At 60.1% G+C, this 24578-nt stretch carries 16 protein-coding genes and 1 pseudogene; 9 read left to right on the top strand and 8 right to left on the bottom strand.

The window, feature by feature from the left end; translation table 11 throughout:
- Positions 1-26: 26 nt before the first annotated feature.
- The 3 genes and pseudogenes from NCT03_RS34140 to NCT03_RS17685 form a co-directional block, all read right to left on the bottom strand.
- Positions 27-599, bottom strand: a pseudogene (locus tag NCT03_RS34140) (ESPR domain-containing protein); the annotation flags it as partial.
- 630 nt (positions 600-1229) lie between these two features.
- Positions 1230-2066 carry a 3-oxoadipate:acetyl-CoA acetyltransferase gene (locus NCT03_RS17690; RefSeq protein WP_250493300.1) on the bottom strand — a complete coding sequence of 279 codons (837 nt, stop codon included), beginning with the start codon at positions 2064-2066 and terminating at the stop codon, positions 1230-1232.
- An 898-nt stretch (positions 2067-2964) separates the two neighbouring features.
- On the bottom strand, positions 2965-3294 hold the full coding sequence (locus NCT03_RS17685; RefSeq protein ID WP_250493299.1) for a hypothetical protein: 330 nt from the start codon (positions 3292-3294) through the stop codon (positions 2965-2967).
- Between the two features lie 240 nt (positions 3295-3534).
- Between NCT03_RS17685 and NCT03_RS17680 the strand changes: the two genes are divergently transcribed.
- The 5 genes from NCT03_RS17680 to phaP all read left to right on the top strand — a co-directional run bounded on the left by NCT03_RS17680 (position 3535) and on the right by phaP (position 7906).
- Positions 3535-3840: an EF-hand domain-containing protein gene (locus NCT03_RS17680; protein ID WP_244828329.1), complete on the top strand. Its 306-nt coding sequence runs from the start codon at positions 3535-3537 to the stop codon at positions 3838-3840.
- A gap of 12 nt (positions 3841-3852) precedes the next feature.
- A complete protein-coding gene (locus NCT03_RS17675) occupies positions 3853-4566 on the top strand; it encodes a response regulator (RefSeq protein WP_250466845.1) in 714 nt (237 codons plus the stop codon).
- Entirely contained in the window at positions 4563-5897 is a 1335-nt protein-coding gene (locus NCT03_RS17670) for an ATP-binding protein (protein WP_250493298.1), read from the top strand. Before NCT03_RS17675 ends, NCT03_RS17670 begins: the two co-directional genes overlap by 4 nt.
- Positions 5898-6621: 724 nt before the next feature.
- A complete protein-coding gene (locus NCT03_RS17665) occupies positions 6622-7008 on the top strand; it encodes a DUF3564 family protein (protein WP_250493297.1) in 387 nt (128 codons plus the stop codon).
- Between the two features lie 475 nt (positions 7009-7483).
- Positions 7484-7906: a phasin family protein gene (gene phaP / locus NCT03_RS17660; protein ID WP_244828337.1), complete on the top strand. Its 423-nt coding sequence runs from the start codon at positions 7484-7486 to the stop codon at positions 7904-7906.
- A 51-nt stretch (positions 7907-7957) separates the two neighbouring features.
- Here phaP and NCT03_RS17655 read toward each other — a convergent pair whose 3' ends face one another.
- Entirely contained in the window at positions 7958-10102 is a 2145-nt protein-coding gene (locus NCT03_RS17655; RefSeq protein WP_250493296.1) for a serine/threonine protein kinase, read from the bottom strand.
- A 619-nt stretch (positions 10103-10721) separates the two neighbouring features.
- On the opposite strand from NCT03_RS17655, the gene NCT03_RS17650 reads away from it, so the two are divergent.
- Positions 10722-10943, top strand: coding sequence for a hypothetical protein (locus tag NCT03_RS17650; RefSeq protein ID WP_250493295.1), 222 nt, complete (start codon positions 10722-10724; stop codon positions 10941-10943).
- Positions 10944-11101: 158 nt separating this feature from the next.
- On the opposite strand, the gene NCT03_RS17645 is transcribed toward NCT03_RS17650, so the two are convergent.
- Positions 11102-15565, bottom strand: a complete 4464-nt coding sequence (locus tag NCT03_RS17645; RefSeq protein WP_250493294.1) for an Lhr family helicase — start codon at positions 15563-15565, stop codon at positions 11102-11104.
- A 222-nt stretch (positions 15566-15787) separates the two neighbouring features.
- Between NCT03_RS17645 and NCT03_RS17640 the strand changes: the two genes are divergently transcribed.
- The 3 genes from NCT03_RS17640 to NCT03_RS17630 all read left to right on the top strand — a co-directional run bounded on the left by NCT03_RS17640 (position 15788) and on the right by NCT03_RS17630 (position 20678).
- The gene (locus NCT03_RS17640) at positions 15788-16987 is read left to right on the top strand and encodes a glycosyltransferase family protein (protein WP_250493293.1); all 1200 of its coding nucleotides are present in this window, start codon (positions 15788-15790) and stop codon (positions 16985-16987) included.
- Positions 16988-17167: 180 nt separating this feature from the next.
- Positions 17168-19567: a phosphoketolase family protein gene (locus tag NCT03_RS17635; RefSeq protein ID WP_250466833.1), complete on the top strand. Its 2400-nt coding sequence runs from the start codon at positions 17168-17170 to the stop codon at positions 19565-19567.
- Positions 19568-19571: 4 nt separating this feature from the next.
- On the top strand, positions 19572-20678 hold the full coding sequence (locus NCT03_RS17630; RefSeq protein WP_250493292.1) for an acetate/propionate family kinase: 1107 nt from the start codon (positions 19572-19574) through the stop codon (positions 20676-20678).
- Positions 20679-21004: 326 nt separating this feature from the next.
- On the opposite strand, the gene NCT03_RS17625 is transcribed toward NCT03_RS17630, so the two are convergent.
- The 3 genes from NCT03_RS17625 to NCT03_RS17615 form a co-directional block, all read right to left on the bottom strand.
- Positions 21005-22333: an MFS transporter gene (locus tag NCT03_RS17625; RefSeq protein ID WP_244828349.1), complete on the bottom strand. Its 1329-nt coding sequence runs from the start codon at positions 22331-22333 to the stop codon at positions 21005-21007.
- Between the two features lie 75 nt (positions 22334-22408).
- Complete coding sequence (locus tag NCT03_RS17620) at positions 22409-23341, bottom strand: hydroxymethylglutaryl-CoA lyase (protein ID WP_244828352.1); 933 nt, start codon at positions 23339-23341, stop codon at positions 22409-22411.
- Positions 23338-24531 carry a CaiB/BaiF CoA transferase family protein gene (locus NCT03_RS17615; RefSeq protein WP_250493291.1) on the bottom strand — a complete coding sequence of 398 codons (1194 nt, stop codon included), beginning with the start codon at positions 24529-24531 and terminating at the stop codon, positions 23338-23340. The genes NCT03_RS17620 and NCT03_RS17615 overlap by 4 nt, the downstream gene beginning before the upstream one ends.
- Between the last annotated feature and the right edge of the window lie 47 nt (positions 24532-24578).

Genomic DNA, 24578 nt, shown 5'->3' with positions numbered 1-24578 from the left:
GGTGGAGAGATACTTGCGCCGCTCACGGACGCGCCGCCGCCCAAACTAGACGCGGTCGTCGAAAGAGCCAGATATAACTGAGCACCGGTCACGCCATCATGACTTCCTGCTGTCAGTCCCCCCGGCGCCATGTTCTGAATTTTGTTGTTGCCCATGTCGAACGTGGTACCGGTACTGATCGAGAAGGTCGATGCAGTGACCGAGATATTGCCGGGAGTCATTGTCATGAGGGTCCCGCCCCCGGCTCCCATTACAAGTGTATTGGAATCGACAGCGACGGCGTAAGCGCCCATTCCCCCGCTTGCTGAATAGGCAACCAGACCCGCTCCAGGGTGATTGGTGCCATCACAAGCCACGGAAGACGTTTGCACGACGTTCCCTGCGCCTTGGTCACTCAGGCAACTGGCCGGCGTGTATCCGTCCGATAACACACCGACGGAATACCCACTCCCCGCCTGCGCGCTGCCCGCAGCGAGTGCGAACACCGCCAACACTGCTGCGTTTGTTCGGCCACGCTTGCTTTTGGTCCGCGCATTTTCCGCTGCGGCAACCCAGCTTTCCGATGCCTGACTCCAAACCACGCGATACGTCTTATTCATCAAAACCTTCTTCGAGTTCAAGTTGAAATTCTTTTTCTTCGTGATTTCCGACACGGACTGATGTGCTCGTAATGAGCAACACGGCGCTTGACCAAACGCGACATAGACCGCTTGGCTCGGGGCCATCGGATAAACATGAAGAAGCAATAATCGTCAGAGCTTCGATTATTTAGGTTTCCAAAACCTAATCACGCATGTCAGAGTGTCGCCAGGACATGGAGCCTCTGACATTCCTCAATCGCGCGGCAAGAAGTCTCTATCCACGCTTGGATTTTTGTCTTATCGAAGCGTTTTTTCCATTCAGAAAGTCTTAAAAATGCATCGAATATCTGAACGTGCCGAACGATGTATTTGCCGAAAATCAGCGATGTATAAATACGAAGAAGATCTAGCTGGCGATATGGCCATTCAATTGCCATTAGGCAGTTAAAAGATGAGTCAGCAGGAAATTAAACAGAACTTGCGTATTGGAAAGCGTTACCAGTATGCGAAGACACGCGGTAACCGATGCTGCATGCGCATGCGTCACACATAAGCGACAACATCGCCTATCAACTTTCGATGAATAAGCGAGACAAAAAAAGCGCGTCGCGATTTCTCGTCGACGCGCCTTTTCAAGCAATTGAAACTTTAAAGAGACAACAACTGCCGCGCCTCCTTCGCGCTCGCCACCGGCCGGCCATACTCCGCGCACAGCGACGCCACGCGACTCACCAGTTGCGCATTGCTCTTGGCGAGCGTGTCTTTGTCCCAACGCACGTTGTCCTCCAGACCCGTGCGGCAGTGGCCGCCGAGTTCCAGCGTCCAGTGATTCACTTCGAGTTGATGCCGGCCGATTCCCGCAGCCGTCCATGTCGCGTCGGGCAAGAGTTTGCCCAACTGCTCCACTTCGAACTCGAGGATTTCGCGACGCGCCGGTAATGCATTCTTTACACCAAGTACGAACTGCACGTGAACCGGCGACTTGAGCAAACCTTGGTTGACGAGGTCATAAGTGCTGTAGAGCATCGCCAGATCGAAGATCTCGATCTCGGGCTTTACGTCGTGGTCGAGCATGGTTTGCGCGAGCGAACGCACGAAGTCTGGCGGATTTTCGTACACGATGGTCGGGAAATTCACCGAACCCGTCGCCAACGAAGCCATGTCGGGTTTCAGATCGAGCATCGCCCCACGCTGCTCGAAAGATCGGCCGCGTCCACCTGTCGAAAACTGAATGATGATGTCCGGACAGTGTTTGCGGATGCCGTCCTGCAATTCTTCGAAGCGGTGACGATCCGAGCTCGATTTCTCGTCTTCATCGCGTACGTGCAGATGAACCAGCGTCGCACCGGCTTCATAGGCTTCGTGCGTGCTTTCGATCTGCTCGGGAATCGTGGTTGGCACAGCGGGATTATCTTTTTTCTTCGGTACCGAGCCCGTGATGGCGACCGAGATGATGCAAGGATCAGTTGTAGGCGATTGCGTCACGTTCGTGCTCCTGTGAGGCGCCGATCTAGTCGCCGGCGGTTCGGTTAATTTTAACTAACTAGTACGTTTAATATGTTGCTGGATCGTACGAACCGTTGCAAGCCGCGCAAACCCTTATTCTTATGGACCCAATCGATCTCACGTTCGTGCTTTTTCTGACTCCGACAGTGGAGCGATTGTCGCTTCTGGGCCTGCGAGCGGCTTGCCGAAACACCAGTCGGTAATCGCCGGCCATCAATCGCGCGAAACAGGTGGGCCCGGTCTTGCGTTTTTTGCCTGATCGATTGGTAACTGTCGCATTCGCAGATGGCGACACCCCTTACCGAGCCAATTGCGTGCCAGCGCCCCGGCAATCACACGCCTTGCCGCGGTGAGCCGCGTGTTCATAGTGAGCGCTCCTTCGAGGTCATTTGTTTCCGGCAAAATGCCGTCAGTTCACGATAGGTCGCGTATTCGCCCCGACCTCGAGAATGCCAAGACAACGGCAAAAAAATCCGATAGCCGCCTCCGCCAGTAGACGCCCTGACGCTTACATACAGTATAGAAGGCGGTATTTGCTAGCTGTCGATGTGACGTTGCCTTTTGTATGCCGCGACGCCGCATATGGCATGCAAAATCGCATATGGCGCTCTCGCTTGGAATTTGCGAATTGTGTGTCACACAGTGCGAGACTGCAAAAAACGTCTAGTGCGGCTAATCAGTGCCGGTGCATAACCGCGCGCAGTGAATTTGCCCGTGACCTTCAAACGGTCGGTTCAATGCGTATGCTGCATTCAATCGACCAAATGCAGAATGCAAATTGACGCGGCGCACGAGCGGCTCAAGGGAACCAAACGCCACCAAAGCACTTGGCACAGACGAAGTGCAACCGCCCATTGGCATTCAAAATCCAATGCGCCTATCGAACGATGACGACAGGCGGGCGATAAACCGGCGGCGCATAGACCACGCGCGCGGCCGGCGTCACGACATAGGTCGGCGCGGGCGCCGCCACTACGACCGTACGCGGCGGCGGCACTGCGACGGGCGTCACAACCACCGCATGCCCTGGCACGTAATAAGTCGGAGCAGGCGGAGGCGCGTAGTAATAAACCGGGCGCGGCGGTGGCGCGTAAATCACCGCGGGCGCAGCATACGAAACGACGACTGAAGTTCCTGCCCATGCGCTCCCTGCGCAAGTGAGGGCAAGGGCGGCAAGAGCGGAGATACTGAGCAGACGAACTTTCATGGCGATGTCCTTGAGTCTTGAGAGGAAGGCGGCGACCAGCAATGCCGGACAGCAGAACGATATCGAACGACCGCGAAAAACGTGAGCGCAAACATGTTTCACTGGATGTCGAGAAAGACTTGCCGGGCGATGCATGACACATGGCGACATGATTCGTCGTTTCCCCGAGATTGCCTTCGCTACGCGGCTCAATAAAAATGTCGTCACTGTCTGGCTGCATCGAATTTACGGAGAACCGACATGCAAAAGATTCCACGAGCGTGCGTGGCCGGCATTCTCGGCTTCACAATCGCCACGGCGGTCTTCGCACAAACCGCCACGCAGCCAATGGGCGCAAGTCCGCATATCGAGCAGGTCATGCACGGTCTGCAGACGCGCTTCGCAAGCGCCAACACCACGCACGACGGCAAGCTCACGCGCGCGCAAGCATCGTCCAGCATGCCGATGGTGGCTCGACATTTCGACGAAATCGACACGCAAAAAGCCGGCTACGTGACGCTTCCGCAGATCGAAGCCTTCATGCATCAGCATGCCGCGCAACGCTAACGGAGATGGCCGATGGAAGCACTTCCGAAAATCATCGTGCTCGACGACGAAGCCGAACTGCGCAACATGCTGCAACGTTTCCTCACATCGCAAGGCTTCGAGGTGCGGGTCGTGGAAAACGGCAAGCGGCTCGACCGCTATCTGCAACGCGAACCATACGACCTGCTCGTGCTCGACTGGATGATGGAGCCGGAAGACGGCCTTTCGATATGCCGGCGTCTGCGCACCGAAGGACACACGCTGCCCATTCTCATGCTGACGGCCAAGGGCGATCCGGTGGACAAGGTCGTCGGCCTGGAGACAGGCGCCGACGACTATCTCGCCAAGCCCTTCCTGCCGCAGGAACTGGTGGCGCGCGTGCGAGCGCTGCTGCGCCGTCAGAAGATTGCAGCGGGCGATCCCACGCTCACCTCGCAAGTGCTGCGTTTCGGCGAGTTTCGGCTCGATCTCGGCAAGCAGCAGATTACGCGCAGCGGTAATGCATTCGAAATGCATTCCGCGCAGATGCAGTTATTGCATGCACTAGGATCGTCACCGAACCGTGCCGTGAGTCGTGACAACCTCATCGCCCGCACGCGCGGACGCGATCACGATGCACTCGATCGCAGCATCGATGTCCAGGTGCTGCGTTTGCGCCAGCTCATCGAGGAAGATCCGGGCAAGCCGCGTTTCATCAAGACGGTATGGGGCGTCGGCTATATGTTGCTTGCGGACGTGGAAACGTGAGCCTCGCGCCGCGGTCCCTTTTTGCACGCAATATTCTTTTGCTCGTGGCGCTGGTGGCGGTGAGTCAGGTATGCGCGCTCGCCGTGCTGCTCCATTTCATTCAGACGCCGCGCATCGAACGGGCGGCGACCACATTCGCGGCCTACATCGAGACGCTCGATACCCTTCTGAAAGCAAGCCCGCCGCAAGCATCGAATTCCATCGCCGCTCATCTCGAAGTGCGCGCCGCCCTGCCCGAGGACGCGCGCGAGACGCCCGAAGAGTCGCGCTTGCGCTTCTATCGCACGTATCAGCGTCAGACTTTCATCGATAGTTTGCGAGCGCATCTGCCGCCAGACATGCTAGTGCGCTGGGAAAGCGGCGCGACGGCGGCGGATGGCCAGCAGCGCCTCTGGATACGTGCGCATCTGTCCGGCGAGCCACGCTGGGTCGCCCTGCCCGTGCCGGAAGCCGCGCACGACGACGGCCTCGCCACGGCCCTGCTGCTATCGCTCGGCCTTGGGGCGCTCGCAATCGCGACCGCGTATTTGATCCAGCGGCATTTGAATCGCCCGCTCGAACACCTCGCCGATGCCGCGCGGCGCCTCTCTGCCGGCGATGAACCCGGCGTCTTGCCGATAGACGGCCCCACCGAGATTGCCCAGGTTAGTCGCGCGTTCAACCAAATGAGCGCTGCCCTGAGCGAAGCGGACGCCACGCGAGCACTGATGCTCGCTGGTATTTCGCATGACATCCGCACCCCGATGACGAAGCTGCGCCTTGCGATGGCAATGTCCTCGGCGAGTGCGGCGGACGCTCACTTCACGGCATCGGCGGAAGGTTATCTGGATCGGATCGACAGCATCCTCCAGCAGTTCATGGACTATGCAGGGAGCGGTGCCAAGGAAGCGCCGGTCGTGGGAGACATAAACGCATTGATCTCGAATCTGGCAGCGGATTTTGCGGGCCTTGGCCACGAGTTCGCGCTTACGCTCGGGCCCATAGAGCCGTTCGCCTTCCGTCCCATCGGCATGATGCGCGTACTGATGAATCTGATGCAGAACGCCATACTCTATGGCGTCGTCGGACTCGAAGTGCGTAGCTGGACCGATACGCGATTGCATGCTGCATGCATTGTGATCGCGGATCGCGGCAAGGGGCTTGGCGGTCAGGACCCGGAAGCGCTCAAACAGCCGTTCAAGCGCGGCGGCGGCGAGGCGCAGCCAAAAGGCACGGGATTGGGTCTGGCGATCGTAGAGCGCATCGCTCGGCAGCACGGCGGAACGCTAGTTTTGCGGGCACGCCATGGTGGTGGCGCTGAGGCGTGCATTGTCTTGCCGCTTGGTATTTAAAATTCATGCGCGGCTTAACAGTATTTTGCATTCGTTCTCCGGTGAGCCCATACTGTTGTCGTAAGATGAAACGGTCGCGCAGCAGGACGAAATATCAAACTGCCTGCGGGTGCCTATGGCTCGCGCCTACATCCCTTGAATCAAAATCGTCAGCCGGTTGTCATCGACGCTCCAACTTGAAGACGCTATCAATCTGAATAGATGGACCGCGCATATCGTCGACCGAATACCCATAGCGAATCTGAGTTGCTGCAGTGCAATGAGCGTGTTCGGCGTGTAGGTCCGGTGTGGGGCACGCAGGCATGCTGTTGAGGCGCGGGCTGACGAGGTAGTGCATTCATCGACAACGCAAAAGTACCGGCATGCCTCCGAAGCGCCAGATTGGCGTACTAAGCTTCACCTCGTGCAGGAGCTGAGGTCGGCATCGCACTTGCTTCAAGTTGATCGCGTTGTTGTGCGCCGCAGCACTCATGGCGTGGAGCCATCACAGCACCGACCGATTTGGATTTCTTTCGGCTTATCGAACCGATCGCCAGTATCGCGCTCGAACCAGACATTGCGCCTAAACCCGCGAGTGTCTAAGTGCATACCGAATACAAAAATAACTAAAGACACGTATTACAGCGTGGCGCGCGACGCCACCGTTCAAATCGAAGACGCTCATGGCCAGCGCGAATAAGCGCTCGAGCGTCCCGTCCGCCAAATCGATGTAATGGAGGAAGTCATGCGTATCACCGTCAAGCTGGATGGATTCGAAGGCGCGCAATCGGCCGCCTACGCCATTTTGTGGCTCGACAGAGAATCCAGCCGCTGGTCACGCGAAGGTCACCAATCGATGGACGTGCCCGATTGGGGCGGTCTAATCAAAGGCGCGGGCGACACCGTGATCTGCGGGCAGGATGCGCCGCAACCGATCTGCGTGCTCGAACAACTCGATTTCGACGTACCGGGCGGTCCGCCCGAAGGGCTCGCCGGACGCGCGCTCTGGTACACCGATCAATCCGGCGCACAGAGCGAGGGACGCTGGCATGTGCAATGTATCGACCGCGCGCAGATCAAGGCGGAGCACGGCGTATTCGCTGGTGAGGAGGTCAACTGGACCGCGCTCTGAAGCGGGCAGGCACGACATCTCGAAGATAATGGGTGGCCGTTCGGTAGCGGCATGAGCGGCCTGACGAAGATTGTCGTGCAAAAGCGCAATCGCTATCGCGCGGTAATTGGAAAACTGCGTGGCGGTCGAAACACCATGCCCGTGCCGCGCCGGCCAACGAAACGAAGACCACGCGGACCGTCGTAACGCCCCCTCGCCTCCGATCCTGGCCGCCAGTCGCGCGGCCTGTCAACTGTCGCTCTATTGCGTGCTCGCTGCGACGCGACGCGCCTTGATTTGCATTAAGCATCCCGACAGTTGGTCGATTGAATGCAATCGCTCTGGTGTTTTCCCTTGCCCCATTTAGCACGGTTAAATTGGTAGTATCAGGGGCCGGGCCGCGCGTCGAGAAGACGTGGCACACGGCGCACGTTGCCGCGCGATCGAATGGCTCCATGCATGAGAACGCGCTCCACCGAACGACCTGGGAGGCAAGATGAATCAGAAATTCAGCGATCCGTTCAGCCAGTTTGCCGCCATGTTTCAGCAGTATCAGCTTCCCGGTTTCGATGTCACCGCGATCATGGAATCGCGACGCAAAGACGTCGAGGCGCTCGCGGCCACCAATCGCGTTGCGTTCGGCGGCATCGAGGCCTTGCGCGACAAGCAACTTGAAATCTTGCGGCGCACGCTGGGCGATCTAGAGGATATCGCCAAGCAAATGGCATCGTCGGCCGCGAAACCGCCGTTCAACGCGAACGAAGTCGTGCAACGGGCATTGCACAATGCGCTCGCCGATATGCAGGACATCGCCCGCACCACGCAGCAGACGCAGGCCGAAGCGTATGCGCTCGTCACGAAGCGCATGGAGGATGCGTTGCAGGAACTGAAGGCGTCGGTCAACAAACCACAAGCTTGATCGCGCGAGATCAGCTAACGGTCCGGTGAGCCGTCGCTTACGTGGCGACGCTCACTTCTTCGCCTGCGTCGTGATCTGGAACATGTCCACGACGACTTTATCGCGTCCGTATTTGCCGGTGAGCGCCGTAAGACGCTTGTCGAGTGCGCGCAGATATTCGCTCTTCGCTTCACTGTCCGGGCGGATGTCATCGAAGAGCGGCGCGGGCGTCACGGTCAATACGATCATCTCCGAGCCGAACGGCTTGCCGACGACCCAATCGCCCATCGAGCCGAGTGTGGCCGCGTAGTTTGCAGGCGCCTGGTTGTCGCGGGATCTTTCGGTCGGCAGCAAATGCACCACGCTGCCGTCGAGCATGAAGTAATCGACTGTGACGTAGGACTCGAACGCGGGCGTCATCAGATCGACGATCAGCGGATCGCCTTCGGTCAGGCGCAACTGGTTCGACCGCGTATGGACCGATGCCGGATGTCCCAACTGCCGGTTCGCCGTCCAGTAAGGCGCGAAGACTTTGAGCAGATCGCATTTGTCGTCGACGACTTGCTGCACGCCGAAGTTGGTGGTCTTCACGCCGGGCACGCGTCCAAGCGTGTCCTTCAAACGCGCGAGCCCGTATTTCTCCGATATGAAACCCTGCACATCGACCGTCTGACCGTGAACCGATGCCACGAGCGCCGAACACGGCGCGCTCGCCAGCACCGGCGTGACTGCGGCCATCGTAAGCTGCGGTGCGGCGGCGACGGGAACGGCAGGCGTGATCGCGACCACCGACGCGCTCGCTTGGGGTTCGGCGATCGACGGTCTTACTGGTTCGACCGGACTTGCGCTCGCGTTCGAGGGTGGCGCTTGTTCGCTGTTTTTTGACCGCTCGAAGAAGTAATAGCTCGCGCCCGCAGCAATGATCGCCGCAACTGCTACGGCTCCGATCGCAATCCTGGGGCCGCCTTCGCGCTTCGGTTTATTGCTTGCGGGCGCAGCGGCAGGCGGTTCGCTAAGCTCATCCAGGAACTGCGTGACGCTCGGCGTTCGCGCCTCGCGTTCGAACGCCAGCGCGCCCTTGAGCGCCTTCCACTGCTTGTTGCCCAGATTCTCGGGCCGCTGCGGCTTCATATTGGCGCTCTTTGCCTGCAGCGCGGGAACGCGCTCGAACGGATGCTTCCCCGCCAGCAATTCGTACGCTATACAGCCAAGCGCGTAGATATCGTCACGCGGATCGGGCTCGCGATGCTCGAGCATCTCCGGACTTGCATAGGCAGGCGTGAGCGCGCCCAGGCTGCCGGGATCGAAGACCGTGGCCTCGCTTTCGTCCTCGGGGCGCGTGATTGCACGCGAAATGCCAAAGTCGATCACCTTCACTTCCGCCGTATCGGTGAGAAAAACGTTCGGCGGCTTGAAATCGCAATGGACGAAGCCTCGCTCGTGCGCGTATGCGAGCGCGTTCGCCATGCCCTTGAAGATCGGAAACATTTCGGCAAACGGCAGACCCTTGAAATTCGGGTTCCGAAGCATTCTTGAAAGCGGCTGGCCGGAAAGATATTCCATCGTCAGATAGACGATCGAGCCATCGCGATCGAAATCGTACACGGTCACGATGTTGCGATGCGCGAGTTGCTGCGCCTTGCGCGCCTCGCGCTGCAGTGCGATCAGCGATTTCGGGTTGCCGCGAAATTGAAGATTGAGAACCTTGATCGCCACGTACGGCCGTCGATCCGACGCTTCCAGCTTGCGCAAGTCGAGCGCTTTGTAGACCGTTCCCATCCCGCCGATGCCGAGACATTCCTCCAGCACGAAGCGATTGTTCAGCGTGTCGCCGACACCCTTGACCTGAACGACTTCCGTGAGCACCTGCGTGGCGTGGCCGGACGTCGATGCGCTCGCGTCGCCCGATGCGCGCGGCGGCAAAGGCGCCGGGAAACCCGGCGTGGTCTGCATGCGTGTCTCGTCGCGGCCGGGCGCGAAGCCGGTGCCGAACTCTGTTTCGGGATGAGCGAGCGCCACATGTTCGATGCGGCGTCGAATGGCAACGTAGATATCGGGTGGCAGAGGCCGAGCCGCGTGCTCCTCGTCGAGGATCTCCATGAGCCGTTTGGCCGGAGTTCGTTCGATGGCGAGCGCGCCATCGACCCCGGCAAAGAACTCGTCGCGCGACCCGCCGTCGCCCCGATATGTACGAATCGCCTGCGCAAAGCTTGTCATCTGTGCGACGCGACGCGGCTCCAAATCGACCGACAATTCACTTGTCGTAACAAATACCCAGTAATCGCTTGATACTAGCCTCCGCATGCGCCTTACGCAAATGGCGTTTTCGATGATGCGCGGCATCGCGCACATGTCGTTCGGATACCGACATGTTTGGTTCGGGTGTTGGTTCGGTTAAGTCAGGTACGGGCTTTTGCGTCTTATTGCGCGCGGTTGGCCAAGCGGCTCGTCGCCGCGTAAAGCACGTCACACATGGGGTCCGTCGATTCGTTCATGCCAAGGCGTTCGACTGGCATACCTGATGCATGACATGACCGGAAAGGCTACGACGTTGCACTCTCGATCAGGCATGGTGCATTCAGTGAATCACGCATGCATCATACAAACGGCCAAGGGTGACACCCCTCCGCCGTCTTGCCGCTTGGCACATCCGGTCAGAATGAAACGGTCGCGGCGGCACGAGTAGCCTTGCGTGGCAGCGTCAGACGAAATGCATATACTTAATGCGTTCTGCGTTGGTCGAATGTGCATGCTGCATGCAAGGTAAGTTCGACGCGCCGCATCTGACCGGGATCGGCGCGGCTTCAGGCTTCTCACTTTTTTGGAGGACACAGTCATGGCCATCGTCAAAATCAAGGATCTCGCGGACAGCATCGAGTTGGACCGTCAGGCAATGACCGCGATCACGGGCGGCGCACGCAGCGGTGCCCGTCCGCTCTTTCGTATCAGGCCGAAAGCGAAAGCGAATCGCGTGGTCGATTATCCAGGCGTGCCGGTGAACGATGTGCCCGCTGAAAAGCCTGGGCCATTCACGACCCAGATCGTGTCGAAGAAGTAGCGTTTGAGGACATAGCGCTTACGTCCGTCGATGTTCGCGGGGTGAACGATTAGCGTGCTGCTTATGCATTGAAGCAAGCAGCAACGCGAGGCACGGTGGTCGTAATACAAAATGCCACCGCGCTGCATCTTGCATGCAAAACGCCAACGAGCGGTGCGTCAACTACGCACCGTCATCCCAATCGTGCCCATTCCGCCCGTCAATGGCGTACCGATCGACCGCCCGCTCCGCTTCACAAGCGCAAGCCTGATACGTTCGCGTGTATCGCCATCGAAATCGCCGAGATATCGCGTCTTACCGGCCACGACCGCCCCAACCGGCAAGCCATCCAGAAACAACACGCGATTGCCCGCAATCGCCGGCACCTTCTCGCCCGGCAGCAACGTGCCCACGAGGTTCAGCGGATCGACCGCGCCAAGCGCGACGAGCGCGCCCTCTTTCGCCCGCCTGCGGACGTCACGCAACAGCGGCACCGCATCAGGCAATGCAAACTGCTCACCCGCGAGGCCTGCAACAAAGCGCCCGCCGCGAATCTCGCCACGCGCTTCGAGCCGATGATAGACACGCAGCAAATCGCGCCACGGCGGCAGCCACTGCGCTTCGCGTTCGAGCAGTCGCCAGAACACGACACCATACCGGCGCAACAGCGCAAGCGCGACGTGCTCGATGTCCGCATCATCGTTGGAATTGGCTCGACGCAAAAGCGCCCAGCGGCCCGCATCGTCCATCCCGCCGATGAAAAGCCCGCCGCGCCGCTGCCGCCGCGCGAACACATTGCGCTTGGCGGCCGGCGCCAGAAGCGCGCGCAAGCCCGCGAAACTGTCCGCGTTGACGAGGCCCAGCGCGACTAGTTCGCCGAGCCCATCTTCGAGTTCCGTGCGCAGGAGCCGTACATCGGCGAGAAGTTCGTCGAAGAACATCGCGCCGTGCGTGCTCAGGGCCTCGAACACGCGTTGCGCGCGCGACGACAACTGCGGCGCTTCGTCGGGGCGCATCAGCGTATTCCATGCCCCCAGATGGCGACGCGGCAGCAGCACGATCGGCGTGCCGCGCACCGGGCCACCCGTCGCGCGCCCACGGCCGGCCGGACGCGTCCATACGATCTTGCCCGCACGGCAAGCCTCGTCGAGCCACATGCCCGAGTAATCGGCGATGCGCGCCGGCAGGATGTCATCCTCCCACGCCACGGCGGGCGCCTCGAAACCTTCGAGCTGTTCGAGCACGCCGAGAAGCGCATCGCGGCCTTCGCCGTGAGAATCCGGCGCGACGCGTTGCCATTCGAACAGGAAACGCATGAAATCCTGCCGCTCCACGGGTTCGATTTCGCGACGCAAACGCCGCACCGTGTAGCGATGAATCCGCGCCAGCAGATGCCGCTCGCACCATTCCTCGTCTTTAGCCGTGGGCGTGAAGCGGCCACGCATCACATAGCCTTCGGCTTCCAGACGCGTCAACGCCGAAGCCACGCTCGACGCAGGCAACGCAAGCGGACGCGCAATTTCCGGCACCGTCAGCGGACCGAATCCCGAAAGCCGCGCGCGGACGATCTCGACGAGCGCGTCGTCTTCAGTCCAGGCATGGTCGAATCCGGGCGGCGGCTGCAGTGCGGGATGCATCGGCGCATGCGTATAGACCGCGCGCAGGCAGGCAAGCCGCTCCACGGCGATCCACAGCGCGTCGTGCTCCGCAATCTGCAAGCGCGTCGCACGCCCGGCGCGTGCGAGCGCGTCGAGCCACGCTGGCCAGCCGTCGCAACGCGCCGCCTCGCCATGCGCGATGCACGCGAGACCGGTCAGCGCTTCGTGCATCTCATCGGCGCTCGTCACCGCGGGCCAGGCTTCCGCGCGCACGCTTTCGATAGCGTCGGCATCGAGCGCGCCGAGATCATCGGTCGATTGCGGATCGGTCCAGCGGCGCGCCAAGACAGCCTGCGTGCGGCGCTCTTCGAGCGGGGCGTCGTCGAGAAAAGCATACGGCCGCGCCGACAAAATCTCGGCGGCAAGCGGCGACGGCGCGGGCAACTCGCGCGTGACGAGCCGCACATCGCCCGTTTCGATACGACGCAAAATTGCAAGCCAAGTCTCGCTGTCCATCGCTTCGTGCAGACAGTCGTCGAGAGTCTGCTCGACCAGCGGATGCCGCGGAACCTCACGCTCGCCCGCGATGTTTTCCGCGCACGCGACCTGATCCGGGAAAACGGCGGCGAGCAAGTCCTCGCTTCGCATGCGCTGCAACTGCGGTGCGACTTTGCGGCCGCCCGAATAGCGCGGCAAGGCGAGCGCGTTGGTCGCGTTCCAGCGCCAGCGCACGCCGAAAAGCGGTGCGTCGAGCAACGCCTGGATCAGCACATGTTCCGCGCTTGCCGATTTCAGATAACGCCAGACTTCATCGAGTGCGAAGCTGTGGCTGCCCGTGAGCGACAGGACGATGGCATCTTCCGTCGCCGCCGCCTGCAGTTCGAAATTGAAGGTGCGGCAGAAACGCTTGCGCAACGCGAGACCCCACGCGCGATTGACGCGGCTGCCGAACGGCGCGTGAATCACGAGTTGCATGCCGCCGGACTCGTCGAAGAAACGCTCCATGACGAGCGTGTCCTGGGTTGGAAGCACGGTCAGCGCGGCGCGTGCGCGTGCGAGATATTCGACGATCTGACGCGCGGCATCGGCGCCGATGCCTTTGGTTTGATCGGCGAGCCATGCGATGGTGGGAGCTAGCGAGTCGCTAAGTGCGTCTTTCGCGCTGTCGGCGTTGCGGGCGTCCTTCGCCGCGTTCGCCGCGTACGCGTCAATGGCGCCATGCGCGAGGCTTAAATCCTTCGCGCCCTTGGCCCCGACACCCGCCAACCGCGCATCCACCCCCGCCCGCAACCGCGCGATCGCGAAGGAAAGCTCACTGCTGCGCCCCGGCGCCTCTCCAAGCCAGAACGGAATGTTCGGCGGCTGACCATTCGCGTTCTCCACTCGCACCCGGCCACCTTCGATCCGCATGATCCTGTACGACGTATTACCCAACTGAAAGATGTCTCCAGCCAGACTCTCGACCGCGAAGTCCTCGTTCACCGTGCCGATCTGCAAGCCCTGCGGCTCCAGCAGCACGGCGAAGTCGGCGTTGTCGGGAATCGCGCCGCCGGAAGTCACGGCCGTCAGCTTGCCGCCGCGCCGTCCGCGCAACGTGCGGCTCACCGCATCCCGATGAACATACGACGCGCGCACGCCCTGCCGCCCCGTATAGCCTTCGGCGAGCGTGCGCACCACTTCGTCGAAGCGGGCGCGCTCGAGCGTTGCGTACGGATACGCCCGCCCGATCAGCTCGAACAATTCATCCTCGCCCCATTCGCGACAGGCGACCTCCGCCGTGATCTGCTGTGCGAGCACGTCGAGCGGCGCGCGCGGAATGGAAAGCGCGTCGAGTTCGCCACGCCTTACGCAATCGAGCAAGGCCGCGCACTCGATCAGGTCGTCGCGCGAAGTCGGAAAGAGCCGCCCTTTCGGCACGCCGCCGACGTGATGCCCCGAGCGCCCGACGCGCTGCAAGAATGCGCCGATCGATCCTGGCGAGCCGAGTTGGCAGACGAGATCGACATCGCCGATATCGATACCCAATTCCAGCGATGCCGTCGCGATCAACACACGCAATTCGCCGCGCTTCAGGCGCTGTTCGGCGGAAAGCCGCTGCTCGCGCGCAAGGCTACCGTGATGCGCCGCGACCGCGTCCCGGCCAAGGCGCTCGGTCAGATGCCGCGCCGCGCGCTCGGCCATGCGCCGCGTATTGACGAACACGAGCGTCGTGCGATGCATGCCGGAAAGCTCGGCCAGCCGGTCATAGACGCGCTCCCACATGTCGTTCGACATGATCGCTTCGAGCGGCATCGGCGGCATTTCGAGGGCGAGATCGCGGGCACGGACGTGACCGACATCCACGATCTCGCACGGCTTTCCGACGCCCGCGAGAAACTTCGCGACGAGCTCGATCGGCTTTTGCGTCGCCGACAAACCGACGCGCACCGGCCGCGCCGCGCCGCGCGCCTCGCACAACGCATCCAGCCGTTCGAGGCTCAGACTCAGGTGCGAGCCGCGCTTGCTGCCCGCCACGGCATGGATTTCATCGACGATCACCGTGCGCGTGGTCGAAAGCATCGCCCGGCCGGAATCGGACGAAAGCAGCACGTAAAGCGATTCAGGCGTCGTCACGAGAATATGCGGCGCGCGCTTTCGCATGGCGCTGCGTTCCTGCTGGGTCGTGTCGCCCGTGCGCACGGCGGCGCGTATCAGCGGCGCGTCGGGGCCAAGCTCGCGCGCAATGCCCGCAAGCGGCTCTTCCAGATTTACGCGAATGTCGTTGGACAAGGCCTTGAGCGGCGACACATACACCACGCGCGTCTCGTCGGGCAGCACTTTGCCGCTTGCCGCGCTTTCCACGCCTTCGCGCACAAATTCGTCGAGCGCGGCGAGAAAGGCCGTCAGCGTCTTGCCCGAGCCAGTTGGCGCAGCCACGAGCGTGGAACGGCGCGCGTGGATGAGCGGCCACGCGCGCGCCTGCGCGGCGGTCGGCGTTTCGAAATGCGCGCGAAACCAGTTGACGACGGCGGGATGAAAGCCCTTCAGGGCGTCGGTGCGGGTCATGCGGTCATTGTATGAGGGGTTTTGAAACTGCGTTTATCAGGCTTTTTCGGACGAATCCCATGCGAGAAAGGTAGGCTGTCACTGATCCTTACGGCTCCGCGTTTCTGGCCATTTCTACGTCTTATGATCGTCATCAGCCTGCTTTTCGACCATGCGCCTGCCGCGCTTGCCAATCATCGGCGTTATGCGCGCGGGCATGGTTATCGGCACATCGAAATTGATATGTCCGAAATCAGCGGCTGCAGCGACGAAACACGCTGGATCATCAAATACGAAACGCTGCTGCATCAGCTTGGCTTGGCGAATGAGGACGAACTCGTCTTGCTGTTGAACGAGAATGCCGCGATTCTCAGGCCGCTCGCTCTGCCGGAACTCATGCAGGGCCGCGACTGGCTTCTAACCTGCATCGAGTCCGATCTGCCGCAACTCGACATGCAAATTTGGCGCAAGACCGAGCACGTCATGCGTGAGTTGTTCGAGATAGTCACGCGATGCCGCAATGGCGTCGTGCTTCCGAAGGAAGAAGCGCTCCTCTTGCAGGCATTTGCGTATTGTCCGTCGCGGTACCGCGTGGGTGATGTCATGGCTGTCGTGCCCGCCTCCACCAACGTCGAGAGCGTCTGGGCGCACTGGTCTGCTTTCTCGGTCAAGATTTGTGACCAGAAGCATCATCGGCGATTCCGCAATGCGCTCCTCGAACATATCAACGACTGCCAGACGCGCGGCCTGCCACTGCTTTCGCTAAACGACACCGGCATTACCGATACATCCGCCGTCAGTATTCGACAGCCGAATCGGTCGGTCGCGATAGTGACGCTATACACGCCGAACATCGCGATTTACGGCCGTATTGCCGAAGCCAATTTCACGCGATACTGCGAACGCCACGGCTATACACTTTACGTGCACCGCGAAATTCCCGCGCATCTGAACGACGGTAAAACTTCGGGCAATTGGCTCAAGGCGGCCTTACTGCGCGAAACCCTCCCGAATCACGAATGGATTTTCTGGGTCGACGCCGACGTGCTCATCAAGGACATGAACCGGCCGCTCGAATCCATCATGCACGACAAGGAAGCGGTGTTTGCACGCGATATCGGCTATTGGCGCTTCAATTCCGGCATCATGGGACTCAAGCGCACGCAACGTAATTACGATTCGCTTCATCGCATACTCGAAGCGTGCAATTGCATCGACGACAAATCCACTGTCTACGCAAATAAGGGCGATCAATATTATTTCAACGCCGAATTTGCCGCGCGCCCCGACTTCGACGCAACGCAGGTAGCTAGCCTTATCGACTTCAACACACCCTGGATTTATCAGCGGCCGACGAGCTTCATGGTGCATTACATCGGCATATGGGAAACCCATAAAGCGCTGCTGATGGACTACGATCTCAGGCAATCCGCCCGCGATTAACCTGCCTCTGCATGCTTGCGGACATCATCTGGCGAACCCAAGTATGATGTTCGCGGCATCGCGTCACACTCCCGCACGGCGCTGCAACTAAAGCGCAACAATAAAGCTCGAACATGGCAAGTACACGCGCCAGGCCGTATCCCGACGCTCGATTTCTCACTTCACCGCAAGGAGATGCAATTGAACGACGACGTCCAAGGCAGGACAGCAACCGAGACGCCTCTTTCCACCGACCTCCTGCGTAAGCTCGACGCATATTGGCGAGCCTGCAATTATCTTTCGGTCGGCATGATTTATTTGCGCGCGAATCCGTTGCTGCGCGAACCCCTCAAGCCCGAACACATCAAACGGCGTTTGCTCGGCCACTGGGGCTCGGACCCGGGGCAATCGTTCGTATGGGTGCATTTAAACCGTCTCATCAAGCGCGACGATCTCAACGTCATGTTCGTCTCGGGCCCTGGACACGGCGCGCCCGCCACGCTTTCCAACTCTTACCTCGAAGGCCATTACTCGGAAATCTATCCCGATCGCAGCGCCGATGAACACGGCATGCAGCGGCTTTTTCGCGCCTTCTCTTCGCCGGGCGGCATCGGCTCGCATTGCACGCCAGAAACACCAGGATCGATTCACGAAGGCGGCGAGCTCGGCTATAGCTTGTCGCATTCGTTCGGCGCAGCCTTCGACAATCCCGATCTGATCGTCGCCACGATGGTCGGCGACGGCGAAGCCGAAACCGGACCGCTCGCCACGTCCTGGCATTCGAACAAGTTCCTCAATCCGATAACCGACGGCGCCGTGCTGCCGGTCTTGCATCTGAACGGCTACAAGATCGCCAATCCGACCATCCTTGCGCGCATTCCCCACGAGGAGCTCGAAGCGCTCTTCAAGGGCTACGGCTACACGCCCTATTTCGTCGAGGGCGACGACCCCGACACCATGCATCAGAAGATGGCGGCGACGCTGGAACATTGCATCGGCGAGATTCGCGCAATTCAAGAGCGTGCGCGCGCGAGCAAGGAAAAGGTGGAGCGTCCGCGCTGGCCGATGATCGTGCTGCGTTCGCCGAAAGGCTGGACCGGTCCGAAAGAAGTGGATGGTCACAAGGTCGAAAATTTCTGGCGCTCGCATCAGGTGCCCGTGGCCGATCCGGCGACCAATCGCAAAAATCTGCAGGTACTCGAAACCTGGATGCGCAGTTACAAGCCCGAGGAGTTGTTCGACGAGAACGGCCGGCTGATCGAGCCGCTGCGCGAGCTCGCGCCGGAAGGCGCGCGCCGCATCAGCGCAAATCCGCATGCAAACGGCGGCGTGTTGCGGCAATCGCTCGATCTACCCGACATTCGTGATTTTGCATTCGAATTCAAAAGCGCGGCCGGGACGTATCAGTCGCCAACGGCCGTGCTCGCCATTTATCTGCGCGAAGTGATCCGTCGCAACATGACGCGCTTCCGTCTATTCGGTCCGGACGAAACCGCGAGCAATAAACTCGACGGCGTCTATGAAGTTTCGGGCAAGCGCTGGCTTGCGGAAACGCTGCCCGAAGATGCAGACGGCGGCTTCCTTTCCGTCGATGGCCGCGTGATGGAGATGCTCTCCGAACACACGCTCGAAGGCTGGTTCGAAGGCTATGTGTTGACCGGTCGCCACGGTCTTTTCGCGACCTACGAAGCCTTCGTGCACGTGATCGACTCCATGTTCAATCAGCACGCAAAGTGGCTCGAAAAAGCAAAGAATGAGATTGCGTGGCGCGCGCCGGTGCCATCGATCAATTTGTTGATCACGTCGCTCGTATGGCGGCAGGACCATAACGGCTTCACGCATCAGGACCCTGGCTTTCTCGATGTCGTCACGAACAAAAGCCCGGGTGTCGTGCGAATTTATCTGCCGCCCGACGCGAATTGCCTGTTGAGCGTCGCGGATCATTGTCTGCGCTCGCACGATTACGTGAACGTGATCGTCGCGGACAAGCAGCCGCATCTACAGTATCTGAACATGGAAGATGCCATCGTGCATTGCGCGAAGGGCATTGGCATCTGGGATTGGGCATCGACGGATAAGGGCCACGAGCCCGACGTGGTGATTGCCAGCGCGGGCGATATCGCGACCATGGAAGCGCTCGCTGCCGTCGAAATTTTGAAGGCGCAATGCCCCGATCTGAAGATACGCTTTGTCAATGTCGTCGATCTTTTCAGGCTGATGCCGGATACGGACCATCCGCATGGTCTTTCCGATCGCGACTTCGACTCCATTTTCACGCGTGATAAACCGGTCATCTTCAACTTCCATTCCTATGCGTCGCTCGTGCACAAACTCACGTACAACCGCACGAATCACGACAATTTGCACGTGCATGGTTACTGCGAGCGCGGCAACATCAACACGCCGTTCGAGCTTGCGATCATCAATGGCGTCGATCGCTTCTCGCTTGCCATCGACGTGATCGACCGCGTCGAACGTATCTCCGATACCGCCGCGCATACGAAGGAATGGCTCAAGAATCAGATCATCGAGAGCGTGCAGTATGCCCATGCGGAAGGTATCGACCGCGACGAGATCCGCGAGTGGACATGGAAGGACTGACACCATGACACAGGGCATTCTCGTGTTGAACAGCGGCTCGTCTTCGCTCAAGTTCGGCGTGTTCATGGCGAACGACGGCGATGAAGAGGCGTGGCTCACGGGCAGCGCGAAGGGCATCGGCCGCGACAACGGTTCCTTGACGATGCGTTCTTCCGACAAGCAGATCGATGTCGCGCAGGACCATCTGATGGAGTCGCAGTACGACGCGTTGCAGCGTGTCGCCGATGCCCTGCGCGAGCATATGCGCGAACCGCTTGCAGCGGTCGGGCATCGCGTGGTGCATGGTGGACCGGATGTGCGGGAGCATCGCGAGATTACTGCCGCGCTCAAGGACACGTTGCGCGACGCCGTGCCGTTTGCGCCGCTGCATCTGCCGCAATCGCTTGCCCTCATCGACGAAGCGCAGGGCATCTTCACTGGCATACGGCATTTTGCATGCTTCGATACGGTATTCCATCGCACGATGCCGGAGCGCGCGACGCGTTATGCGTTACCGCGAGAGTTTGCCGAGCGTGGTGTCATGCATTATGGATTCCACGGGCTGTCGTATGAATCCATCGTCAACGCGCTTGGCGCGAAGCTGAAGCCGCGCACGGTCATCGCGCATCTTGGCAGCGGCGCAAGCCTGTGCGCGTTGCAGAATGGCCATTCAATCGATACGTCGATGGGGATGACGCCCACCGGCGGCATTCCGATGGCGACGCGCAGCGGCGACCTCGATCCCGGTGTGCTGATTCATCTCTTGCGCCAGGAGTCGCTCGACGCGGATGCGCTGGAGACGCTCGTGAATCGGCAAAGCGGTCTCAAAGCGTTATCGGAATCGGACGACGATATGCAAACGCTGATCGAACGCCGCGATCACGGCGATGCGAACGCAACGCTTGCCATCGACGTGTTTTGCACGGCGATACGGAAGACTATCGGCGGGTATGCGGCTTTGCTCGGCGGGCTGGATGAGATCGTGTTCAGCGGAGGAATTGGCGAGCATAGCGAGGCGGTTCGTGCGCAGGTTCTCGATGGGCTTTCGTTTCTTGGGGCTTCGCATCGGGTGGTGGAGACCGAGGAGGAACGGCAGATTGCAAGGCATTGTCGGCGGTTGCTTGATGCGTGACTGGTTGCATTTTGCATGCAGTGTGCCGTCGGATGGTCGGCGGCATTTTGCATGCAGAGTGCAACGGACAAGACGTAGATCTTTACGTTGCGTGCACTCGTACAAGCAACGCAACGCGCTAACCACGATCCTATTGCACGCCGAGTTTCTTTGACTTTTGCATGCAAAAGGCTGCACAACGTGAAAGCACCAAGCGTGAAGAACGGCCACGTGTCGACAAATCCCATTCTGCATTCAACGTACCGAATGCAGCATGCAATAGGCAAAGCGCCCGGTGAACAACCATCGCCGGGCGCTTCTTCAACCTTCCTCGGACCACCTTGGTCCTATTTCTCCGAATGATCCCTTTGCCGCAACGACTGCGGCAGCCCATACAAGAGCAGCAGCGCGCAAATCAGGCTCATCGCACCGATGGCATACAGCGCAGGCGTCGTGCTGCCGGTGACATCACGAATACGTCCGACCATCACCGGACTCACGATGCCTCCAAGCTGTCCAAGCGTATTGATAAGCGCGATCCCGCCCGCCGCGCCTGCTCCCGTCAATAGCTTGGGCGGCAACGCCCAGAACGCCGGAATCGATGCAATCACGCCCGCACCCATCACACCGAGCGCGGCGATCAACAACGCCGTCTGCTTGTCGAACACGCCGGCCGCGAAGAAGCCTGCAGCCGCCATCAGAAGCAATACACAAACGAACTTGCGCCGCTCGCCGGAGCGATCCGACATGCGCCCTACCACGACCATGCAGATCGCCCCGCAGATATAAGGCACCGCCGTCAACAGACCGATGATCGTCGGATTCTCCGTCCCGGCGGCGCGAATCAAATGCGGCGCCCAGAAGTTGAGACCGTACGATCCGACTTGAATCAGAAAGTAGATCAGTCCGAGCATCAGAAAACCGGGTGTCTTGATCGCGCCGAAGAGCGAGTGCCCGGAGTCCGTGTGTTGGCTCTGCGTCGCAATTTGGCTTTTCAGGTAAGTTTTCTCGGCGCCCGTGAGCCACGCGGCATCGTCGATACGATCTTTCAGCACCTTCAGAACGAGGATGCCAAGCAGCACGCAAGGCAGGCCGCCAAGCAGAAAGAGCCAATGCCATCCGGCGATACCGAACACGCCGTTCATATGCCCCAGCACGAGCCCGGACAACGGGGCGCCAAACAAACCCGAGAACGCCGATGCAAGAAACAGCAGCGACGTGATACGTCCGCGATAGCTCGCCGGAAACCACAGCGTCAGGTAGTAAAGCACGCCTGGCGCAAAGCCCGCTTCCATCGCGCCGATGATGAAGCGCAAGCCATAGAACTGCCACTCGGTCTGCACGAAAACCATCAGCGCCGTTGCGATACCCCATGAAATCATGATGCGCGCTATCCATCGACGCGCACCGACTTTGTAGAGCAGCAAGTTGCTCGGCACTTCGAAAAGCACATAGCCGATCACGAAGAGACTCGCGCCGAGACCGTAGGCGGTATCGGAGAAACCCAACGTGCTTTGCAGTTGAAACTTCGCGAAGCTGATATTGATGCGGTCGAAGAACGCGAACAGATAACACAGCATGATGAGCGGCATGAGCCGCCATGCCACCTTGCGGATGATGTCCGCGGTATTGCCTAGCGCCTGCTCACGCGGCGCACCTACGCTCAAGTCACTCATGTTTGCCTCCTTGCTCGAAGCAAAGTGGCCGGATTGTTTTGTGATATCCGGTCGTATGGTTTGTCGTCGATGATTTCAGATTGCGCGCACGTAATCGGGAACGGGATGCAGGTCGCAGTTGCGTCCTGCCTTCGCGACTTGTCCCGGCACGTCATGGCCGACGAGCGCAGGCAAAGTGCGTGACAACGTGATGAGCTTCTGCAAATCGACGCCTGTGGGTATGCCCATCTCGTCGCACATGTTCACGAGGTCTTCGCTACAGATGTTTCCCGATGCACCCGGCGCAAATGGACAGCCACCCAGGCCGCCGAGCGCGGCATCGAACCGGCGTGCGCCTGCGTTGTATGCGGCAAGTACGTTGGCAAGGCCTAGCCCTCGCGTATTATGAAAATGCAACGTCAACGCAGCGGCCGGCACTTGCTCCAGCACGCGCGTAACGAGCCGCGCGACCTGTCGCGGATTCGCCATGCCCGTCGTATCGGCAAGCGTGATGCCATCGATACCCAACTCGCGATATGCCCGCACGATCGACACCACTCGGTCTTCATCGATATGCCCTTCGAACGGACAGCCGAACGCGGTGGCAACCGTTGCATTGAGCATGGCCTTCGTACCTTGCGCGAGCGCGACGATATCCCCGAAGCCCTCAAGCGATGCCTCGCAACTCATGCGCATGTTGGCGCGATTGTGCGTCTGGCTTGCAGACATCACGAGGTTCAGTTCGTCGGCGTTCGCATCGAGCGCACGCTGCGCGCCCTTCACGTTCGGCACCAGCGCGACATAGATCACGCCTTCTTGACGCTCGATGCCCTTGAACACGGCCTCGCCATCACGCAACGCAGGAATGGCTTTCGGCGATACAAACGAGCCCGCTTCGATGCGCGTGAAGCCGCACGCCGAGAGACCATCGATCAATGCAATCTTGTCGGCAGTCTCGACCCATTTCGATTCGATCTGCAAGCCGTCGCGCGGCGCGACTTCCTGAACGAGCAAACGATCATCGTTCATTGAACCGCTCCTTCGGCACGAAGCCTTTGCACTTCGCTTGCATCGAAGCCGAGCGATTCCAGCACCGATTGCGTATGTTCGCCAAGCGTCGGGCCTTGCCAGCGCACTTCGCCTGGCGTATCCGACAGTTTCGGCACGATTCCCGGCATCTTCACCGATGCACCGCCCGGCAAGTCGGCCTGCAGCAACATATCGCGCGCCTGGTAATGCGCGTCGTCGATGATGTCCGCAACGGAATAGATGCGTCCCGCAGGGACTTCCGCAACGGCGAGTGTGTCGAGCACATCCTCCATTGCATGATGCGTGGTCCACGCCGCGATGGCTTCGTCGAGCATCGCACTCTGCCGCACACGACCATCGTTGTGCGCGAGCGCGGGATCGTCGGCGAGATCGGGGCGGTCTATCACGTTCATCAGACGCTTGTAGATCGGGTCGCTGTTGCCTGCGATCACGACGAAGCCGCCGTCCTCGGTCCGATAGGTGTTCGATGGCGCGATTCCCGGCAGCGCGCCGCCGCTGCGCTCGCGTACATGCCCGAGCAAATCGTATTCGGGTACGAGGCTCTCCATCAGGTTGAAAACACTTTCCACGAGCGAGACATCGACCACCTGACCGTCGCCTTGTCCGGTCTTGACGCGCAACAGGGACATCAACGCGCCGATCACGCCATGCAGCGACGCCAGTGAGTCGCCAAGACTGACACCGACGCGCGCGGGCAGGCCATCGGCATCGCCGGTTGTATACCGAATGCCACCCATCGCTTCGCCGATTGCGCCGAAGCCCGGCCGGTCACGGTACGGGCCCGTCTGACCGTAGCCGGAAATGCGTACCATCGTGAGCTTGGGGTTGATTGCATGCAAAACGTCCCAGCCAAGGCCAAGCTTTTCGAGCGCGCCCGGCCGCATATTTTCGACGACGACGTCCGCATCCGCCGCAAGACGCTTGATGACGTCCGCGCCTTCCGGCGACTTGAGATTCACGCACACGGATTTCTTGTTGCGCGACTGTAGATACCACCAGAGTGACGTGCCTTCATGAAGCTTGCGCCATTTGCGCAACGGATCGCCGCCGTTGGGGGTTTCGATCTTGATGACTTCGGCGCCGAATTCGGCCAGCATGCGCGCCGCGAAAGGCGCCGCGATGAGGGTGCCGATCTCGATGACGCGAATGCCCTTGAGGGGTCCGCTCATGGTGCTTGTCTCCATTTATGATTTGCTTGAGACAAGCTTATTGGCGA

Origin of the sequence: Caballeronia sp. GAWG1-1 (assembly GCF_023631465.1) — a bacterium.
Classification (GTDB): Bacteria; Pseudomonadota; Gammaproteobacteria; order Burkholderiales; family Burkholderiaceae; genus Caballeronia.
This window is presented reverse-complemented; position numbering and strand designations above follow the sequence as displayed.